This window comes from Streptomyces griseus subsp. griseus (assembly GCF_000720255.1).
GTDB lineage: Bacteria > Actinomycetota > Actinomycetes > Streptomycetales > Streptomycetaceae > Streptomyces > Streptomyces griseus_I.
Genome location: NZ_JOJE01000033.1, coordinates 1 through 16389 on the forward strand (window position 1 = coordinate 1; position 16389 = coordinate 16389).

The 16389-nt window shown below is 65.2% G+C and carries 19 protein-coding genes; 12 read left to right on the forward strand and 7 right to left on the reverse strand.

The genetic code is table 11. From position 1 onward, the window contains the following. From IG99_RS50715 to IG99_RS32945, 7 genes are all read right to left on the reverse strand, one after another. Positions 1-483: hypothetical protein (locus tag IG99_RS50715; RefSeq protein WP_234312047.1), on the reverse strand; the 483-nt coding region annotated here is incomplete at its 3' end. Next, positions 480-3584 (reverse strand): helicase-related protein, encoded by a 3105-nt coding sequence (locus tag IG99_RS32925; protein ID WP_037680529.1) that lies wholly within the window; start codon positions 3582-3584, stop codon positions 480-482. The genes IG99_RS50715 and IG99_RS32925, both read right to left, overlap by 4 nt. 605 nt (positions 3585-4189) lie before the next feature. After that, positions 4190-4474 (reverse strand): SCO4402 family protein, encoded by a 285-nt coding sequence (locus tag IG99_RS32930; protein WP_463607329.1) that lies wholly within the window; start codon positions 4472-4474, stop codon positions 4190-4192. A gap of 292 nt (positions 4475-4766) precedes the next feature. Continuing rightward, the gene (locus tag IG99_RS49140; protein WP_158973286.1) at positions 4767-5507 is read right to left on the reverse strand and encodes an MAE_28990/MAE_18760 family HEPN-like nuclease; all 741 of its coding nucleotides are present in this window, start codon (positions 5505-5507) and stop codon (positions 4767-4769) included. A gap of 10 nt (positions 5508-5517) precedes the next feature. Further along, entirely contained in the window at positions 5518-6636 is a 1119-nt protein-coding gene (locus tag IG99_RS44405) for a DUF262 domain-containing protein (protein WP_051866174.1), read from the reverse strand. Between the two features lie 456 nt (positions 6637-7092). Then, positions 7093-7500 (reverse strand): hypothetical protein, encoded by a 408-nt coding sequence (locus tag IG99_RS32940; protein ID WP_037680640.1) that lies wholly within the window; start codon positions 7498-7500, stop codon positions 7093-7095. A 41-nt stretch (positions 7501-7541) separates the two neighbouring features. Continuing rightward, complete coding sequence (locus IG99_RS32945) at positions 7542-7955, reverse strand: ATP-binding protein (protein WP_324606155.1); 414 nt, start codon at positions 7953-7955, stop codon at positions 7542-7544. Positions 7956-8169: 214 nt separating this feature from the next. Here IG99_RS32945 and IG99_RS32950 point away from each other — a divergent pair, with 214 nt between their 5' ends. The 12 genes from IG99_RS32950 (at position 8170) to IG99_RS33005 (ending at position 16358) form a co-directional block, all read left to right on the forward strand. Beyond that, positions 8170-8484, forward strand: a complete 315-nt coding sequence (locus IG99_RS32950) for a putative quinol monooxygenase (protein WP_037680533.1) — start codon at positions 8170-8172, stop codon at positions 8482-8484. After that, positions 8465-9703 (forward strand): helix-turn-helix domain-containing protein, encoded by a 1239-nt coding sequence (locus tag IG99_RS32955; RefSeq protein ID WP_234312049.1) that lies wholly within the window; start codon positions 8465-8467, stop codon positions 9701-9703. Before IG99_RS32950 ends, IG99_RS32955 begins: the two co-directional genes overlap by 20 nt. Positions 9704-10023: 320 nt before the next feature. Further along, entirely contained in the window at positions 10024-10380 is a 357-nt protein-coding gene (locus IG99_RS32960; RefSeq protein ID WP_037680534.1) for an SCO3933 family regulatory protein, read from the forward strand. Continuing rightward, complete coding sequence (locus tag IG99_RS32965) at positions 10380-11756, forward strand: FtsK/SpoIIIE domain-containing protein (protein ID WP_037680535.1); 1377 nt, start codon at positions 10380-10382, stop codon at positions 11754-11756. The genes IG99_RS32960 and IG99_RS32965 overlap by 1 nt, the downstream gene beginning before the upstream one ends. A gap of 83 nt (positions 11757-11839) precedes the next feature. Then, positions 11840-12049, forward strand: a complete 210-nt coding sequence (locus IG99_RS32970) for a hypothetical protein (RefSeq protein WP_037680645.1) — start codon at positions 11840-11842, stop codon at positions 12047-12049. Positions 12050-12071: 22 nt separating this feature from the next. Further along, the gene (locus tag IG99_RS32975; protein WP_037680536.1) at positions 12072-12698 is read left to right on the forward strand and encodes a DUF2637 domain-containing protein; all 627 of its coding nucleotides are present in this window, start codon (positions 12072-12074) and stop codon (positions 12696-12698) included. 11 nt (positions 12699-12709) lie between these two features. Continuing rightward, on the forward strand, positions 12710-12901 hold the full coding sequence (locus IG99_RS32980) for a mobile element transfer protein (protein WP_037680539.1): 192 nt from the start codon (positions 12710-12712) through the stop codon (positions 12899-12901). A gap of 9 nt (positions 12902-12910) precedes the next feature. Beyond that, on the forward strand, positions 12911-13105 hold the full coding sequence (locus IG99_RS32985; protein ID WP_037680541.1) for a hypothetical protein: 195 nt from the start codon (positions 12911-12913) through the stop codon (positions 13103-13105). 13 nt (positions 13106-13118) lie between these two features. Then, complete coding sequence (locus IG99_RS32990; RefSeq protein WP_037680543.1) at positions 13119-13364, forward strand: hypothetical protein; 246 nt, start codon at positions 13119-13121, stop codon at positions 13362-13364. Between the two features lie 131 nt (positions 13365-13495). After that, entirely contained in the window at positions 13496-14818 is a 1323-nt protein-coding gene (locus tag IG99_RS32995) for a replication initiator (RefSeq protein ID WP_037680545.1), read from the forward strand. Further along, entirely contained in the window at positions 14794-14988 is a 195-nt protein-coding gene (locus IG99_RS33000) for a helix-turn-helix transcriptional regulator (protein ID WP_037680548.1), read from the forward strand. The genes IG99_RS32995 and IG99_RS33000 overlap by 25 nt, the downstream gene beginning before the upstream one ends. Beyond that, positions 14985-16358, forward strand: coding sequence for a tyrosine-type recombinase/integrase (locus IG99_RS33005; RefSeq protein ID WP_037680549.1), 1374 nt, complete (start codon positions 14985-14987; stop codon positions 16356-16358). The genes IG99_RS33000 and IG99_RS33005 overlap by 4 nt, the downstream gene beginning before the upstream one ends. Positions 16359-16389 lie beyond the last annotated feature (31 nt).

Sequence of the window (16389 nt, forward strand, 5' to 3'; positions counted from 1 at the left end):
AACTTCAAGAGCCCCATCGACTACGAACACGACTACTGGGCCAGCTTCACCGAGGAACTGGCTGTATAGGAAGGTCTCCACAGTTCGAGGGGATTGACACGTGTGGTAGGTGACGAACTGCATCTGCGCCCGAGTGGTTCCGCCGCAACGGCATCGATCGTCACGAGATCTTGCAATACTGCCGCAGGCCTTGCAGCGCCACTGGTTAGGGAACGGCTCGACGAGGACGCCACGGTGCTTGTTTAGCTCAACCACCTCGACTCTGATGCGAGCGCGTAGGTCGCGCTCCAGGCCGTCGTCATTCCTGGTCGCCGACCACGGTGTTATGGCTCCAAGTAGTGCTCTCCGTACTGCGTCCTGGTCGAGGGCCATGGGTATCGGATCGAGCCACTGCGTGACCTTCCAGATACGGCCCTCCAGGTCGGCGGTCTGCCCGGGGAGAAGGCCGAATAGAATCTGTGACGCACCACGCTCGACTTTCATGATCGACCTCCTCGCGAGAACACGGGTACCTGCTCCTCGACGTCCCGCAGAGACCGCATCGGCCCCCCAGTTGGGAAGAGATCGCTCACCCACTCTGCGCTGCTCGCCGGATCATTGAGCGCCCGGTAAAACTCGCGCAGGTAGCGCTCAAGGTCGCAACGGAGGTTCTCATCAAGGGGCCCTTCGATGTCGAGCATCTCAATGAGCGCCTGCAACTCGTCCTGCTCAAGCACCGGCAGCTGGCTGAAGGCTCGCCGCACCGTCATCGGTTTGGTCAGCTGGCGCATGTTCGCCGCGATCGCGGCGGGTTCGTGGATGCCGTATACCCGCGCCTGGACGAGGCCGGCGAAGGTGAGTTCCAGGACGCGACGGCTCTTTGCTGTGATCGGAACGGGATCGATCAGTCGGCTGGCATGTTCTACGAAGGAAGGAAAAGTTCGGTACACAGCGGCGTCCCGCTCACGCCCGATTTTGTGGAGGACAATCACGAGCCCGGGATGCGTGCGACCGACACGCGACGTTGTCTGGATGAACTCCGCGGTCGCCAGCGGCAGCCCGAGCATGACCATGACGTTGAGACGGTTCACATCGACCCCGTGAGAGAGCATTGACGAAGCTGCCACGAGATGGAGGCGATCATAGAAGTCAGGTTCGGGCGTTACGAGCCGTTCCAGATTAGTGCGGACCTCGTCTAGAGGAGTGCGCCCGGTGAGGGTCGCCGCATTGATCGTGCGGTCCAGCTGGAGCTGTGTGTCGAAGGACCTGGCGACGGCTTCGACGTCCTTGAGGTTGGAGCCATAGACGACGTCGACGCCATATGCGTCGACCAGGTGCGGAATCGCCGAAAGGTCGATGCCCGTTGCCTTGGCGATGGCTTCAGGGTTCTCGAGCGCGCTCCTGGTCACGCGCTGCAGCGATTCGGTCAGTTGGTCTGTGGCGTACTCAAGCGTGACGCCGCGCGGTGCGAGACCTGCGAAGCGGCGAGCGAGGTTGTCGGTCGTACGTGACCAGAACGACCAGCCTGCCCGGGGCCCGGGACGGGGGAAGGTACGACCGCTACGCCGGTACAGCGCGCGTACCTGGTCGTCGTGGCCGGCGAGGGTTGCCGACGAGGCGATGACCTTTGGAACTGATCCGTAGTGCTGCTGCAGTGCGTCGAGAACTGCCTCGTAGTGCGAGTCGACAGCACCGAGACTGTCTCGAAGCAGGTGCAGCTCATCCTGCATGCGCACGGTCGGGGCGTAGAGCGCCTCGGGTTGGGCGAGAGGCCCGGTTGCGGATTGACAGCCCGGGAAAAGGCAGCCTCCGGGGCCGGGTAAACCGCTACGAGGCGCATAGGTGAAGCCGTGCCCCATCTCCGGGCAGCGGCCAGACGGGGGGCCGTAAAAGCCCCGCATTGCTGCTTGCATCGCGATACTCGCGGCCTTGTCAAGGGTGCCCAACACCACGGTCGGAAGCGAGCGGAAGATCTCGTCATCGACGATGCGGAACGGCAGCGGCCGTCCCCCCCACGGACACTCGGGTGCTGTGCATATGTGATTGAGGGTCCAATATTTCTGATCGAAATCCATGCGCAGCTGCTCTGAGCCGCAGAATGGACAGCGCAACAGGATCTGATAGCGCTCTGGCATGCCAGGGTCATTCGGATCAGGCTCTCCGGGGCGGGCACTGTTGCCGCGCTGGATGCGGTTCGGAGTGCCGCCGGCCCCGACCAAAAAACCGAGTGAGAACTCCCGGCCAGCAATGCCCTCGTCGCGGCGGACCAGTTCGGCGGCGGCCATAACGTCGGCAAAGCGCTGGGTCTGCTGCAGTGAAAGCATTCGCAGGGGGAACCGGCCCCATGAAGTGATGCCTTCATATTTCCCGCGCAGGCGGTCGTAGAATGCAGTGGTCACTACATAGAGCAGGTAGGTCTCTGTTTTCCCCCCACCGGTTGCGAACCAGAGGGTGTCAACGATCGAGCGATCGCCGTCAGCAGATTCGTCGATGATGGAGGTGGCGTTCGCGAGTACGAAGCCGAGTTGGAAGGCGCGCCATTCGGTGTGAGTGATCAGTGGGGAATTGGCGAATGAGCGGTTGGCGAGCATGAAGCTGCGCCGTAGGTTGGCATCGGTTTCGAGCAGTGTCAGCCCGGAGCGTAGACGCTCTAGTTCCTCTTCGAATAAGGCTGCCTCGTCGGCGGCACTCTGCCGCATCCCGGCGTCCCACTCCTCGGCCTCGGCGCGACTGTCGAGCACGTGCTCGGCCCAGTGTGTGGCGCCCCATCTCTCGCATGCCGTGACCAGCGCGCGCAGAGACGGGAGGGGATCGGCGGCGAGCGTTGCGAAGCTCAGGTCCGGTATCGGCCCAACATCGGGGTCCCAGTAGGAGGGTCTTGGTTGATCGTGGGTCGCGGCGTCCTCCGTGCGGAACACATCCGCGGCGACCTGAACCACACCGCCGTTGATCCCGTAGGCAGGAACCTCCCTGCTGTAGCGGAACGAGTCAGGAAGATTGTCGAGAGTGAAGGGCTGGGTGCGACCGGCATGTACTTTGAGGCTTGCTTCGTAGACGTTGGTGTCCCAGTGAGGTATCTCCTGGAGTGAGACGTTCACGAGAGTAATCACTAGCTCAGGGCCGTCCTTGCCGGCCTCCAGTTCTGCGTGGAACTCGCATGCCATGCCGTCAGCGCCAATGGCATGAAAGGCAGCCTCGAAGTCGGCCCTACCGGCGCTCGTGGCGGCATCGCCGATGGCGGCGGGCGTCTGGAGGACAGCTGTGACCTCAATGGGGGTGCTCTTACGCCAGCGTGGCGCGTCGGGGGCGTCGTCTCCTCCGTCGAATTCGTTCCAGACGACGAGTCGGGCGTGACAGCTGACCGGTTGTCCGTCGAGCGCTTCGGGCCGAAGGCGTATGCCGACCTCGCAGGGCTCAAGTCGCTCGCTCCGCTCGCCTAGCGGGCTGCTTTGCACGACAGCTTGGGGTGCGAGCCTGCCGAGCCAGAGCCGACCATTGGGCGCCACTGGCAGAACTGTCATGTAGTCGCCACGAGCCTCGGCAACGACTGCATCAAGCATCCAGGCGATGAAACGGGTTGCGTCGGCATCGGTGAAGTTGGGCATCGGTCCTCCATGATTCCGAGGAGTGTGGCGGGGGCGGGCCGCGCACCCGGCGTGACCGCGAGGACCCTGGTTGGCTTCCCGCAGGTCAATGATCACGAACCTGGCCGTTCCGGCTACACATAGAGCTAGGCTCCGGCGGAAAAGCTCACGGCTCTTCCCCGCAACTGGCGCGGATCGCAATGACCTGCTGATAGAGATTTCCGACGGCCGCGATGTTGTCAATCACCCGCGGGCTAGCCACGTGACAGGGAGCTGTTGTGGCCGGGACCGGGCTTCACACCACCAGGACGGCCTCATTCTCGATCCCCCCATGCAGTCGGACTGACCCAGGCTGCAGCAACCCATGCGGATTTGCGAGTTGCCCTCTGCCCCTCAACGTAGCCTCGAGCTGAAGCATAGCGCCGCAGCGATCAAGACATGAGCTCTTTCAGCCCTCACTGTCTCGGCCGTCTCTGGGTCGTTCGAGGCCGCTCGACCGTGGCCAACGACGACCACTCTCGACCGCCTACGGCCGGCGGGGGACTCATCAAGACACTTGTGCCTGACAGCTCAGTGGCCCAGCCATGTGACTGACAGTCGGCTGACACGCCGGCTGCAAAGCCGGGTCAGCTGGCGAAGCCGTACTCAGCGTCGGTGTCGTTGGGTGCCTCGGCCGTTGCGGCGTTAAGCGCGGCACCGAGGTCTCTCATCGAGGCGACCTCTTCCTCACTCCGGAGGCTGACGCCTAGGTACCGCTCTGGCTCGTCAGCGTCGCAGAAGTCGTCGAAGAGTGTGTAGAAGACATGCTCCAGGTCTTCGTACGCCGACGGGTCGAGCCACACGTCCTGCTGCCACGGTGGATTGGCCAGGGCCAGCACAACGGGTACGACGTGAACTCTGTGGTTCGCTATGAGTCAGGCGGCTTCGCTCACGAGTCCGAGCGTAGCGACCGCACGGGGGCGCACACCAGCGTGCAACAACCTCAGGGGGCGCTTCATCAGCGCAGTTATCCGCGTGTGGTCCGCTTGGCCGTTGAGCTCGGCCGCGAGATCGTCAGGACACAACTCGTAGAGATCCCCCCACCATCGCCGTCCTCGGTTGTCCCAGATCCGGTATCCACCGGGCACGCCTCGGGCGACGTAGCGCCTCGTGCTCACAGTCCGTCGTTCCCGCAGAACCCGAGCCGTCCTTCAGCGACTCCCTTCATCGCAGGGAGCAACAACGGGAAATCGTCTGCTGAAGAACAGTAGAGAGACATTCCGCGACGTCCTTTAAAAAAATTAGATAGCCCTCCACCTCGAACCTCGTCGGCTTCTCGGATCTGTCACCGTGCGCTATCTTATTTCGCCTGCTTACGATTTCTTCGAGCTTGACACCTACCTTGATCCGCGTTGCGTCATCCCCGCGGTCAGAAAGAGCCTGGTTCACATGGCTATCCATTTGGGTAACGATGTCCTGGACATCAAGCAGGGAGAAAACGCTGTCCAAAACCTCGGGGCGAGCATTAGTAAATTGCCGGGTCAATACTCGAGCCGAGAGAATCCTTGGGTTAATCGTTCGATCTGCATCCCAGAGAGGTGCGTATGCGGAGAATAGTCGGCGGGTTTTGTGAATTCTGTCAGGTCCTGTTGTGCCGAAAATTTCCTGTATCCGCTCGCGAGTGTGCAGCTCGAGCAAGCCCTCCGGGATGCGGCGAGTCGGCGGCTGCGCTTCGCAAATCTCGTCAATCAACTCTGTGAGAGCAGACTTTACGAACCCCTCGAAATGCGAGACCAGCATCACCATGGCAGAGCGATTGACTGCGTTCACCAAGTCGCGATGCTGGGATTGGATGGAGGTGTCGCCCGCACCCAGCGGCTGTGACGGTGCTGCGGCAAGTAGAGTTTCAACTTCACCTAGGCTGTCAATGAACTCGGAGAGGGCCCCGAGAGGAGTGTCGGCCATAACCTTCCGCCTAGTCCGGGAGCCTAGGGAGATCGCAGCGTACACCGAGCTTCACCAGCCCTCTGGCGAAAGCTGAGATACGCCCATGCATACGGGTTCGGTCGGCCGTTGCGCGACCGATGGCGGTCAGAAAACTCTCGCGATCCAGCAACTCTGTTCGTAGCTCCCTGATCTCCTCCGCCTTACTTACAGCAGCGCCTCTGTCTGAGTATGCAAGGGGCAGCATGATGGAGTCAAAGAGCGCTTTATTGAAGGCGCCGAGCTTTCCTTCCCTGACCAGCCTGAAACCTTCATCCCCGAAGATTTGGTAAACCGCTTCACAGGTCTCAATGAAGACCCGTACGGCGTCGCCATCCGGAGTGCCCGTGCGGTGTTTCCGCATATATCTGTTCAGCAATTGCCTCAATGGAGGGCGATATCCCTCCAGATCCTCGTACAGGGCAAAGAAACGCAAGGCGAGCTCTTCGTAGGCCATCCGGCTGTTTTTGAGCCCTCCGAGGATGCGGGAGAAACGTCGGTTTTCTGCCATTTCCTTAAGGAAGGTGTTCAGATCCCCCCGGTAGATGCAATTTCTGAGTTCCTGGGCGGCCAGCATCGCCGACCCTGTGTTTAGGCGCTCAAAGACGTCAAACTTAATGTCAGGATGAGAGTCGTCGGTAATGACAATGCAGCGAATTGTCCTATTGCTGAGCCTCCGCTGCTCCTTCAATGGAAGTTCTTCGTAGTGGAGGCCCTCGAATTCGCTCACAACTGAGACACCACGCAGCGGGAATTTTCCGGTGAGGAAGTCCTTGACTGTCTGGATTCGCTGGAGTCCGTCAATTACCTCATAGGAGCCGTCCTCGTTTTCTGCAAAGTAGCAGACGGGGACGGGGATGTTCAGGAGGAAACTTTCGATGAGTCGACTGGCTTTCGACCTATCCCACACGTATTTCCTCTGATACTCGATACTCAAGAGGAGCCGTTCCCTCTCGATGTCATCGACCAGAGTGGCGAGCGACAAGTCGTACGGTTGGGTGACGAGCCGCCGCTCCTCCAGTGGCACCGAAAGGGGTTCTGACTGCTCGGCAGTCACGTCTTCCTCTTCCGTGTCGTCGAACAGGGGGGTCTGGTCAGACTGCCTCGCCACTATGCGGGTTCACCTCATTGGTCGCTTGTGCCCGATGTTGACGAGAGAACTGTAGATCGCTTCGGCCTGCTCGAGTATGGGATTGTCGGAACTTACGGCGCTGGCGCGCTGGCAACGAGGTCGGCGGAGCGGCTTTGGGGTGGCGCTGCTTTGGCGCGAGTGATCATGGCCCCGTAAGCTTGCGGCGCGTCGGGCAGTCTGTGGACCTGCCCGGTAAAGCACGACGTTGGGGCCATGATCTTCGAGGCTCGCGCCAAAGTGGCTCCGTAAAGCCGTGGAGCCGACCGCCCCAGCCACGACGTACCCCTTCTCTGACATCAGACGGCTGATTGCTGTGCGCGCGGCACGGGCGCCGGCCGGGCTGGAGCGGGACGGAGGCAGGAGCGCAGGCCCGGCCGGGGGCCGGGCCGCGCGCGGTGAGCGGAGCGAGCCGCCTTGAACCCGTGAAGAAGGTTGTTACTCAGTCGGCCGCGTGGGGCTGTCTGGTCCCGCGTTAGGCTTGAAGTCGTATGCGCATGCTGGGAGTTCGACGCCCTGCCGATGTATGAGCGGCAGGAAAATCACTGGGCGGATCGTCCATGTGATCCGAGTGCTGTCCTGGGTGACTGTCACTGTGCAGGGCTCGGCTCGCAGGAGTGCCTTCCTCGTGGCGATGCGGCCGTCGTACAGCCACTCCCATGTTTGCTGGGATGCGTCGGTGTCGAATGCTGGGGAGATCGTGCGGAGTGCGATCGCCACCCATCTGTCTGCCTGCGGTGCGGAGTAGGCGTCGAAGGACGCGCGGAGTACTGGCTGCTCCGCCTCAATGAGGTCTTCGGTCCAGCACTCGCACCAATAGCCGCGCGGCGGCTTGTCCATCAGCATCTTCCTGGGCGTGTCGGCCTGGTGGTCGTCCTGTTTGGGCCTTATGAGCACGCTGACGACTCCTGGAGGTGAGCCGCGATGCGGAGTTCGGCGGTCACGGTGCGGCCCGCCTCGTCGCCCTGGACTACGACCCTGTCGGCGAGGGCGGCGACCATGCCGAGTCCGCGGCCGTGGGTGGAGTTGAGGGATGGGCGCTGAACCTCGGGAGCGGTTTTGGTGTCTCCGGAGTCGGTCACTGCGATGGCGATGGTCAGCTCGGAGACCGTGAGCGTGACATGGAAGGCGCCGGCCGCGTCGCCGCTGGCGGTGTGCATGAGGGCGTTGGTGCCGAGTTCGGTCACGATCAGCGCGGCGTCTTCGGAGTGGGGGTGGCCGTTCAGCGTGGCGCGGGTCCAACTGCGTGCCGCGCGGAGTTCTTGAGGATCCCCGGGGAAGGTGCGTCGGTGGGTGGGCAAGGCGTCCTCCATGGCAGGTGACCTGCTGCTTCCCGTGCTTGCCGTGCCGACCGGCTGACACGGACCATGCAGAGCCGTACAATTAGTACTAGCACCGTACCGAATGTGCGCGTACTTGGAGTGCGGGTTCGTACTTTTCGTGCGGGCGGTCGGCGCATAGCGTTCGCCGCGCGGTCCGGTGTTGACCTGGATTCCGCTGGAGAGAGGACTTCGCATGTTCGGCCTGTTTGTGCGCTTCACCTGCAAGGACGAAGAGGCGGCGGCTGCGTTCGATGACCTGGTGGCTCGGACTGGCGAGCAGATCCGCGCGAATGAGCCCGGGACGGTGATTTACACCGTGCACCGCGTTGACGGCCGTCCGTTGGAGCGCGTGTTCTACGAGCTCTACAAGGACAAGGACGCCTTCGAAGAGCACGAGTCCAAGGACTACGTGCGTGTCTTCCTCTCCGAGCGGAACCAGTACCTCTCGGCCACGGAGGTCGATCGCTTGGATTTCGTGTCCGGCAAGGGTGTGGACGTTGAGCACTGAGTATCAGAAGGCGCTAGGTCGCAAGATCGCCTTCAATCGCAAGCGCCGAGGGCTGTCACAGAAGGAGTTCGCCGGCCTGCTGGGGCGCTCTGAAGCATGGGTGTCTCAGGTGGAGCGGGGCGTACGTCGCATTGACCGGATGACCGTGCTGGAGAAAGTCGCTGATGTCCTGGAGGTTCCGGTCGCCGAGTTGGCGGCTGAGGCCCCCATCGTGGCGTCGGTGGCCGAAGGCGAGCCGCCTGGGGCAAGTCGACTGCGCCTGGTGCTCAGTGCGGCACACTCGCTTAAGGCGATCCTCGGTCAGCAGAACCCCTCGCCCGATGTGCCGGCGCTTCGGGCCGAGGTCGACCGTGCCTGGTCACTCACGCACCAAGGCAACTACGCCGACCTGGCCGAGCTGCTCGAAGGACTGGTCCCTCGACTGGAGTCGGCCACCCGGTCGGTTCCTGAGTCCGACCGTCCTGAGCTGTTCCGGCTGCTTGCGGTCATGTATCACACCTGTAGTGGTGCGCTCGCGAACATGGGTGAGCCCGAGGCGGCATGGATCGCGGTCGACCGTGCCGTGGTCGCCGCCGAGAGGGCGAATGATCCGCTGCTGATGGCGGCCGGTGAGTTCCGGTTGTCGCTCGTCTTCCTCGGTGCGCGTCATTTCGAGCAGGCGGCCCAGGTGTCTGGGAGCGCGGCTGACGCGCTGCGGCCTCTGGCGGAGTCCGGACAGGTCGAGGCGGTGGCGCTACATGGTGCACTGACCCTCCAACGGGCGGTCGCCGCCGCCCGGTTGAACCTGGCCGATGACGCCTACGGGTTTCTACGCGCGGCTCGAGAGATGGCCGAACAGGTCGGAGACGGGCGGAACGACTACAACACCGAGTTCGGGCCCACCAACGTCGGCTTGCACGAAGTCTCCGTCGCGGTCGATCTGGGGGATGCCGGAGTCGCTCTACGGGCTGCGCAGGGCGTCGATGCGTCGGGGCTGTCCGCGGAACGGCAGACCCGTTTCCAGATCGATGTCGCCAGGGCCTACGCCCAGCGACGACAGGTAGCTGACGCCGTATCAGCCCTGCTGAAAGCGCGGGAGCTTTCGCCCGAGATGGTGCGTGCTCTGCCTGCCGTGAAGCAGCTTGCGGCGGACCTTCTGGCCATGAGTCCATCGCCGTCCGAGGATCTGAGGTCCCTGGCGCGGGAGTTGGGCGTACAAGAAGTACGGACTGGTACCTGAAGTACTAGACAGTACTTGGAGTGCGGGTTACTGTGGTTGGTGTCGGCGCACCCCTTCGCGTCCAGCGGAGTTGGTAGCGCGGGCATGCGAACGGGCCGGAGCAGGAAGGCAGACCTGCACCGGCGCGTAAGCGGAAGGGCCACAGAAAGAGATGTGGCCTGAGCGGGAGGCAGCCCACTCAGGCCGGGTGCGTCTTTGGCATCAACGCTCCTGGAGCGTATCGCGCCCTGTCGGTATGAGGTCAACCTCCCGTTGCGTAGTCATTCGTCACTACATGCGGCCGTACGCGTGTGCGGCGCAGCGCAAGGGAGAGCAGTTCTGTGCGTGTGATCCGTGTGGAGACTTCGGCGGCCACCATCCTGCTGACCGAAGCCCCGGAACCCAAGGTTCGGGACCGTCAGACCGGGGAGATCGCCAAGGACGCCGTCAGCGGCGAGGCGCTGATGACTATCGGCGCCGTCTACATCGAGGACGGCGATTCCTCGCTGATCAAGGTCACCGTTCCGGAAAGCGGCATCACCGAGGGCCTGGCGCTCGGTGCTCCGGTCTCGCTGCCGGGGCTGGTGGCCCGGCCGTGGGAAAGCGTGTTCAACGGTCAGCAGCGGCACGGCATAGCCTTTCGTGCTGCCGCTGTCACACCGGCCGCCTTCCCGGTTTCGGCCGAAGCCTCGGCCTGATGTCGGACTGGTCGACGCTACTGGAGGTAGGTGGTCCCCTCGCCGCGCTCGGTGGCGGGGCCGCCTACACCCGGGCTCGTCACCCGGGCGTCTACTGGCCCACGGTCGGCCTGCCGATATCGGCGGTCCGGCTTCTGTGCTCGTACGGCTCCGTCATGGAAGCGTGCGGCCTGACCGTCCAGCCTTCCCGGTTGCGGGCTCTGGCAGTCACGGCGACGACTCGACGTGAGGTCCGGCCTGTGCCTCCTCGCCGGGGGATCATCAGGCCTACATCGACGGGTCTGCGGGTTCGGCTTCGACTGGCTCCGGGGCAGGAGCCGGCGGACGTCGCCGCCTCGGCAGAGCGGTTGCGGCATGCCTGGGGCGTTCACGCCGTGTACGTGAGGGACGTGAAGCCGGGGGTGGTGGAACTCCGGCTCGTCGGTTTCGACGTACTTAGCAACGTCCGGATGCCAAGGAAGGCAGGCGGCGGACTCCTCAAAGTGCCGGTGGCCCTGAGGGAGGACGCTTTGGCCTTCGTACGTGACTACCGGACCATCCCGCATCAACTCACCCTCGGCGCAACGCTGTCGGGGAAGTCCATGTACCTGCGGCACCTGGTCACCGGGCTGGCACAGCAGTCGGTCGCACTGGTCGGAATCGACTGCAAGCGGGGCGTGGAGCTGGCGCCCTTCGCCCCGCGCCTGTCGGCGCTGGCGACCGATCCTCAGCAGGCGGCCGAGCTGCTGCCGGTCCTTGTGAGGGAGATGGAAGACCGGTACGACCTGATCAAGGCCCGGCAGGGCATCGCGCCCGACGCCCAGGACGAGGAGATCACCTCTGATATCTGGGGCCTGCCCGAACACGAACGACCCGTGCCCGTCGTCCTGTTCGTCGACGAGATCGCTGAGCTCTTCCTCGTCGCCACGAAGAAAGATGAGGAGCGGCGGGATGAGATGGTCACCCAGCTCATCCGGCTCGCCCAACTCGGCCGCGCCGCGGGCATCTATCTGGAGGTGTGCGGGCAGCGCTTCGGCGCCGAGCTGGGCAAGGGCGCGACCATGCTCCGCGCTCAGCTGACCGGCCGGGTCTGCCACCGCGTGAACGACGAAGCCTCCGCCAAGATGGCGCTGGGCGATATCGCCCCTGAGGCGGTCTTCGCCGCCTGCGCAATCGCCCCGGAACGGCCCGGCTTGGCCGTGGCCGGTGACACCTCTGGTGGCTGGTCCCGCATCCGTACGCCGTTCCTGTCCCTCGCCAATGCTGCTGCGGTCTGTCGGGAAACGGCGCACCTCGTCCCGGATCTGCCAGCACTGGCATCCTTCCGGCCCGCCGTACCGCTCAGGCCGACTGACGCCCCGGCATCGCTGCTCAAGCCCGCCTCGATCACCGAGTAGGCCGCTCGACCCACCTCATCGGTCAGCACGTCCGTCTCGTGCCAAGTCCCTACCCCGTCATGCCCAAACCCGAGGGGGCCACCTTGTCCCGCCCGTCCATCTCCGAAGTCACGGCACTGATCGCCGACCTGGCCGACCACCGCAAGTTCGGGCTCGGCAGCTACCGCGAACTCATGAGCCGTAAGGCGGACCTGCTGGAACGTATCGCCGCCGGCCTGCCCGGTGACACCGAAGCGGCCGAGATCGCCGCGGCTGCCCGAGCACGAGCCGATGAGCTCAAGTCCACTGGCTGACTACAGGGGAGGGAATCGAATCGTGCGCGCCTCCTTGGCCCGCGTCGACGCGGGGCTAGTTCAGGCCGTGATCGCCGCCGCACTGTCCTTCGCCCACCTGCACGACCTCGCCTCGGCGGCTGGGCAGCACGGGTGGAAGGCGTGGGCGTATCCGGTCTCTGTCGACCTGCTGTTGGTGGCGGCCTGGCGGCGACTGCGCTCCGGCGGATCGAAAGCGGCTGGGTGGTGCTGGTTTCTCGTCGCGCTGACCGCGTCACTGGGTGCCAACGTCGCCACCGCCGGCTTGCTCGATCTGGGTGCCGTACCCGCTTGGCTCCGCATCCTGGTCGCCGGATGGCCCGCGGTCGCCTTCTTGGGCGGCACCCTCCTCGCCCACACGGGAGGCGACTCGACCGGGAATCCCGAACCGGCGCTCCCTGAGCCCACTGCTCCTGAGCCGACCAGCCCTGAGCCGACTCGCTCGGCGCCCGAGCCGCGGCCGGTCAGCGTGCCTTCCCCCGCGCCGGTCCCGGCCGCCCTGGTCGACCACGCCCGAAAGGTCGCCGCCGAACACCGTGCGCGAACCGGGGCCGCCATCGACACCCCGATCCTCCGCGCACGACTCGGCGTCCCTCCGCAGCTTGCCGAAGCCATCGCCGCACAGCTCTGAAAGGAGCGCACATGCCCGCCAACCGCCGCTTTCGCAACGTCGTCCGTATCGGTCCGGTGCAGGTCGGCACCGCCTACGACGGTCGTGGCCGCGAGAAGCACACCGCCGTCTGCACCGCCCCTCGCTGCGGCTTCTCCAACGACTACGACACCCGCGCCGCCGCCGAACTCGCCGCCCGCACCCACCGCTGCCGCGTCCGCTGAGGAGATCCCGTGACCGTCTCCCTCCCACTCGTCTTCGTCCTGGGCGTCATCGCCTGGGCCGCGATCAAGTTTCTCGGCGTCCGCATGTGGGTCGCCGTCGTGATCGCTCTCTTCGGCTTCTGGCTCTCCCACACCTTCCTCGCCCCCGCAATCGAGTCCGGCACCCGCTCCGGTGTCGGCGTCGTCAACGGCGACAACCGCTGAAAGGAGCTCCGCCATGTTCCGTCCCAAGCTGCCCGACACCCCGCACGTACCGAGCATCACCACGCACGTCCCGCAGGACCACGCGCCCGCTCACCCGGTTGGTCGTCCGGTCGCCCCGTACGTGGGCATCGGGGCCGGCGTGGTCGTCGTCGGCATCGTGCTCACCGCGCTCCTGGCGGCCGTCGCCATATCGGCCGTGTCCGTGGCCATCGCCGCCGTCGTCCTGCGCTCTCTCCTCAACGGCGCGAACAGGCGCTGACCGGCCGCCGGGGCGGCAATAAGCCGCCAAGCATCCCGCCGCCCCGGGGCCGTCCCTTCCCACCGCCGAAACAGCCGAAAGGAAGTCCCATCATTACCCGGCAGACCCCGCCCCCGCTGGCGGAACTCTCCATGCTGGCCTCCCTCGGCACCATGCCCGAGCTGGCCCAGCAGCTCTCCGGCCTGGGTGGCTGCACCCACCCGGTCCGCCTCGACGGCCACCGCACGGAGTGCGCGGTCAACACGACAACCGGCGAGATCGGCAACGTCCTGCACCACCTGGACTCCGCCGCTCTCCCTGCCGGTCAGCTCCTCGTCCGCTGCAACAACCGCCGTGCCACCCGCTGCGCCGCCTGTGCCGAGACCTACCGCCGCGACACCTACCACCTGATCACCGCCGGACTGCGGGGAGGCAAGGGCACTTCGGAACGAGTAGCGACCCACCCTCGTGTCTTCGCCACGTTCACCGCCCCCGGCTTCGGCCCGGTCCACAACCGCCCCTCGGGCGGCCGCGACTGCCGCTGCGGCGTTCGCCACGACGAGCAGGACCCCGCGCTGGGTACGCCCCTCGACCCGAACACGTACGACTACGAAGCGGCCGTTCTCTGGAACGCGCACGCCGGTGCCCTGTGGCGGCGCTTCTCGATCTACCTCCGTAGGGAGGTCGCCAAGCGCGCCGGACTCACACAGCGGGAATTCCGGCACCATGCCCGCGTCTCCTTCGCGAAGGTGGCCGAGTACCAGAAGCGCGGTGCTGTCCACTTCCACGCCGTCATTCGCCTCGACGGGCCCGAGGGAGGCGACACGTCACCTCCGGACTGGGCCACGGCGGAGCTGCTCACGGACGCCATCCGAGCCGCCGCCACCTCCGCGTGCGTCGAGGGACCAGAGGTTGACGGCCGGGCGCACAGCTTCGTCTTCGGCCGCCAACTCGACGTCCGCCCGATCCGCTCCGCCGACTTCGACGACGGCCAGGATCTGACCGAGCGAGCCGTAGCGGCGTACATCGCCAAGTACGCCACCAAAGGTGCCGAGACAGCAACCGGCACACTCGACCGTCCAATCCGCTTCCTCGCCGAGCTGGCTCAAGCCCGAATCACCGACCACGCCCAGCGCATGATCCGCACCACCTGGGCCCTCGGCGCGCGCCCCGAGCTGGCAGACCTCCGCCTCCGGGCCTGGGCGCACATGCTCGGCTTCCGCGGTCACTTCTCCACCAAGTCCCGCCGCTACTCCACCACCCTCGGCGCCCTCCGCGACGCCCGAGCCGACTGGCGACGTGCCCAAGCCGCGCCCACAACAGCACTGCAGGACGGCGAGACCACGCTCGTCCTCGCCCACTGGGTGTTCGCCGGCACCGGTCTCAGCCATGGCGAGACCTGGCTTGCCGCCTCTCTGGAAGCCGCCCCCGGAACGGAAGGAGAACCGACATGGACCCCCGTCGCGACGAGCTGATGACCGTTCGCCAAGTCCTGGACGAGCTGGGCGGTGTTTCGCGCCGGACGTTCTACCGCTGGCGTGAGCTGGGATACGGGCCATCAGCGTTCAAGCTGCCCAACGGGGAGCTTCGGGTGTGGCGGAGCGACTTCACCACATGGCTGCGGCAGCTGGAGGCGGCGGCGTGAAGTCTCTCGACATCAAGGTCTGGGGCGTACGCAAACGCGATACCAAGACGCCCTCGTACGGCGTCCGCTGGTCCGTGGCGGGCAACGTCTTCTCCGACTCCTTCCGCACCAAGGCGCTCGCCGATCACTACCGCACGAAGCTCATGCGCGCGATGCGGGACGGCGAGGAGTTCGACACGGAGTCGGGCCTTCCAGCCTCGATGGAAGAACAGAAGTCGGCCGTTTCGTGGTACGCCTTCGCCCTCAGGTACCTCGCGATGAAGTGGCCCCATGCTGCCCCCAATACGCGAGACGGCGTCAACGAAGCGCTGACCAACGTGACGATGGAACTCCTGGACGAGCACGCCGGACGGCCGTCCGACGAGATGATCCGCAAAGCGCTCCGCAACTGGGCGTTCGTGTTGCCTGGGCCTGATGACCGGGAAGTCCCCGACGACGTGCGGAACGTCCTGCACTGGGTGTCGAAGGCATCCCGGCCCCTGGCCGATCTCGCCGAACCTGCCACGGCGCGCGCATTACTCGATTCGCTGAAACTCAAGCTCGACGGCACGTCGGCAGCCGCTGAAACCGTGCGGCGTAAGCGTCGGACGCTCGTCAACGCCGCGAATTACGCCGTCGACCTGGGGGAGCTGCGTGAGAACCCGATCACGGCTGTCCGCTGGCAGAAGCCGAAGGTGTCCAACCAGGTGGACCCGCGCGTTGTCGCCAACCCTGAGCAGGCTCGCAATCTCCTGGCGGCCGTTTCCTACGTGGGCGGGTACCGGCGTGCCCGTGGTCGGCGCCTTGTGGGTCTGTTCGCCGCCATGTACTTCGGTGGCCTCCGGCCGGCTGAAGCCGTCGGCCTCGTCGAGACGGACCTGTCCCTCCCTATGCAGGGCTGGGGATCGGCGCTGCTTCACCGAACTCGCCCGTCGGTCGGCAAGCAGTGGACCGACTCGGGGGAGACCCACGACGACCGTGGGCTGAAGAACCGACCGACCGAGGATGTCAGGCGGGTGCCTATCCCGCCTCACCTCGTCGCCATGCTCCGCGAGCACCTGGCCACCTTCGGCACGGCGGACGATGGGCGATTGTTCTTCAGCGAGAAGGGCTCAGTCGTCCCGTCGTCGACCTACTACCGCGTGTGGCAGGAGGCCCGGCTCCTCGCGCTCCCGCCGGCAGTCGCGGCCTCCCCACTCGCGAGTCGGCCGTACGACCTCCGTCACTCGGCGCTGTCGACCTGGCTCAACGCTGGTGTCGACCCGACCGAGGTGGCTGAGCGCGCTGGCAACAGCGTGGAGGTGCTGCTGTCCCGCTACGCGAAGTGCCTCGACGGACGGCAAGACGTTGCCAACCGGCGTATCGAGGATCTGCTTCGCGAGTACGAGTGAGCTCACTGGATGTGCCCGAGGCCCCTGGAGT

Bases quoted from the DNA above. Each gene is read 5' to 3' on its own strand.
- IG99_RS32925 (WP_037680529.1), bottom strand. From the start codon at position 3,584: ATGCCCAACTTCACCGATGCCGACGCAACCCGTTTCATCGCCTGGATG.
- IG99_RS49140 (WP_158973286.1), bottom strand. From the start codon at position 5,507: ATGGCCGACACTCCTCTCGGGGCCCTCTCCGAGTTCATTGACAGCCTA.
- IG99_RS32940 (WP_037680640.1), bottom strand. From the start codon at position 7,500: ATGCTGATGGACAAGCCGCCGCGCGGCTATTGGTGCGAGTGCTGGACC.
- IG99_RS32950 (WP_037680533.1), top strand. From the start codon at position 8,170: ATGTTCGGCCTGTTTGTGCGCTTCACCTGCAAGGACGAAGAGGCGGCG.
- IG99_RS32965 (WP_037680535.1), top strand. From the start codon at position 10,380: ATGTCGGACTGGTCGACGCTACTGGAGGTAGGTGGTCCCCTCGCCGCG.
- IG99_RS32980 (WP_037680539.1), top strand. From the start codon at position 12,710: ATGCCCGCCAACCGCCGCTTTCGCAACGTCGTCCGTATCGGTCCGGTG.
- IG99_RS32990 (WP_037680543.1), top strand. From the start codon at position 13,119: ATGTTCCGTCCCAAGCTGCCCGACACCCCGCACGTACCGAGCATCACC.
- IG99_RS32995 (WP_037680545.1), top strand. From the start codon at position 13,496: ATGCTGGCCTCCCTCGGCACCATGCCCGAGCTGGCCCAGCAGCTCTCC.
- IG99_RS33000 (WP_037680548.1), top strand. From the start codon at position 14,794: ATGGACCCCCGTCGCGACGAGCTGATGACCGTTCGCCAAGTCCTGGAC.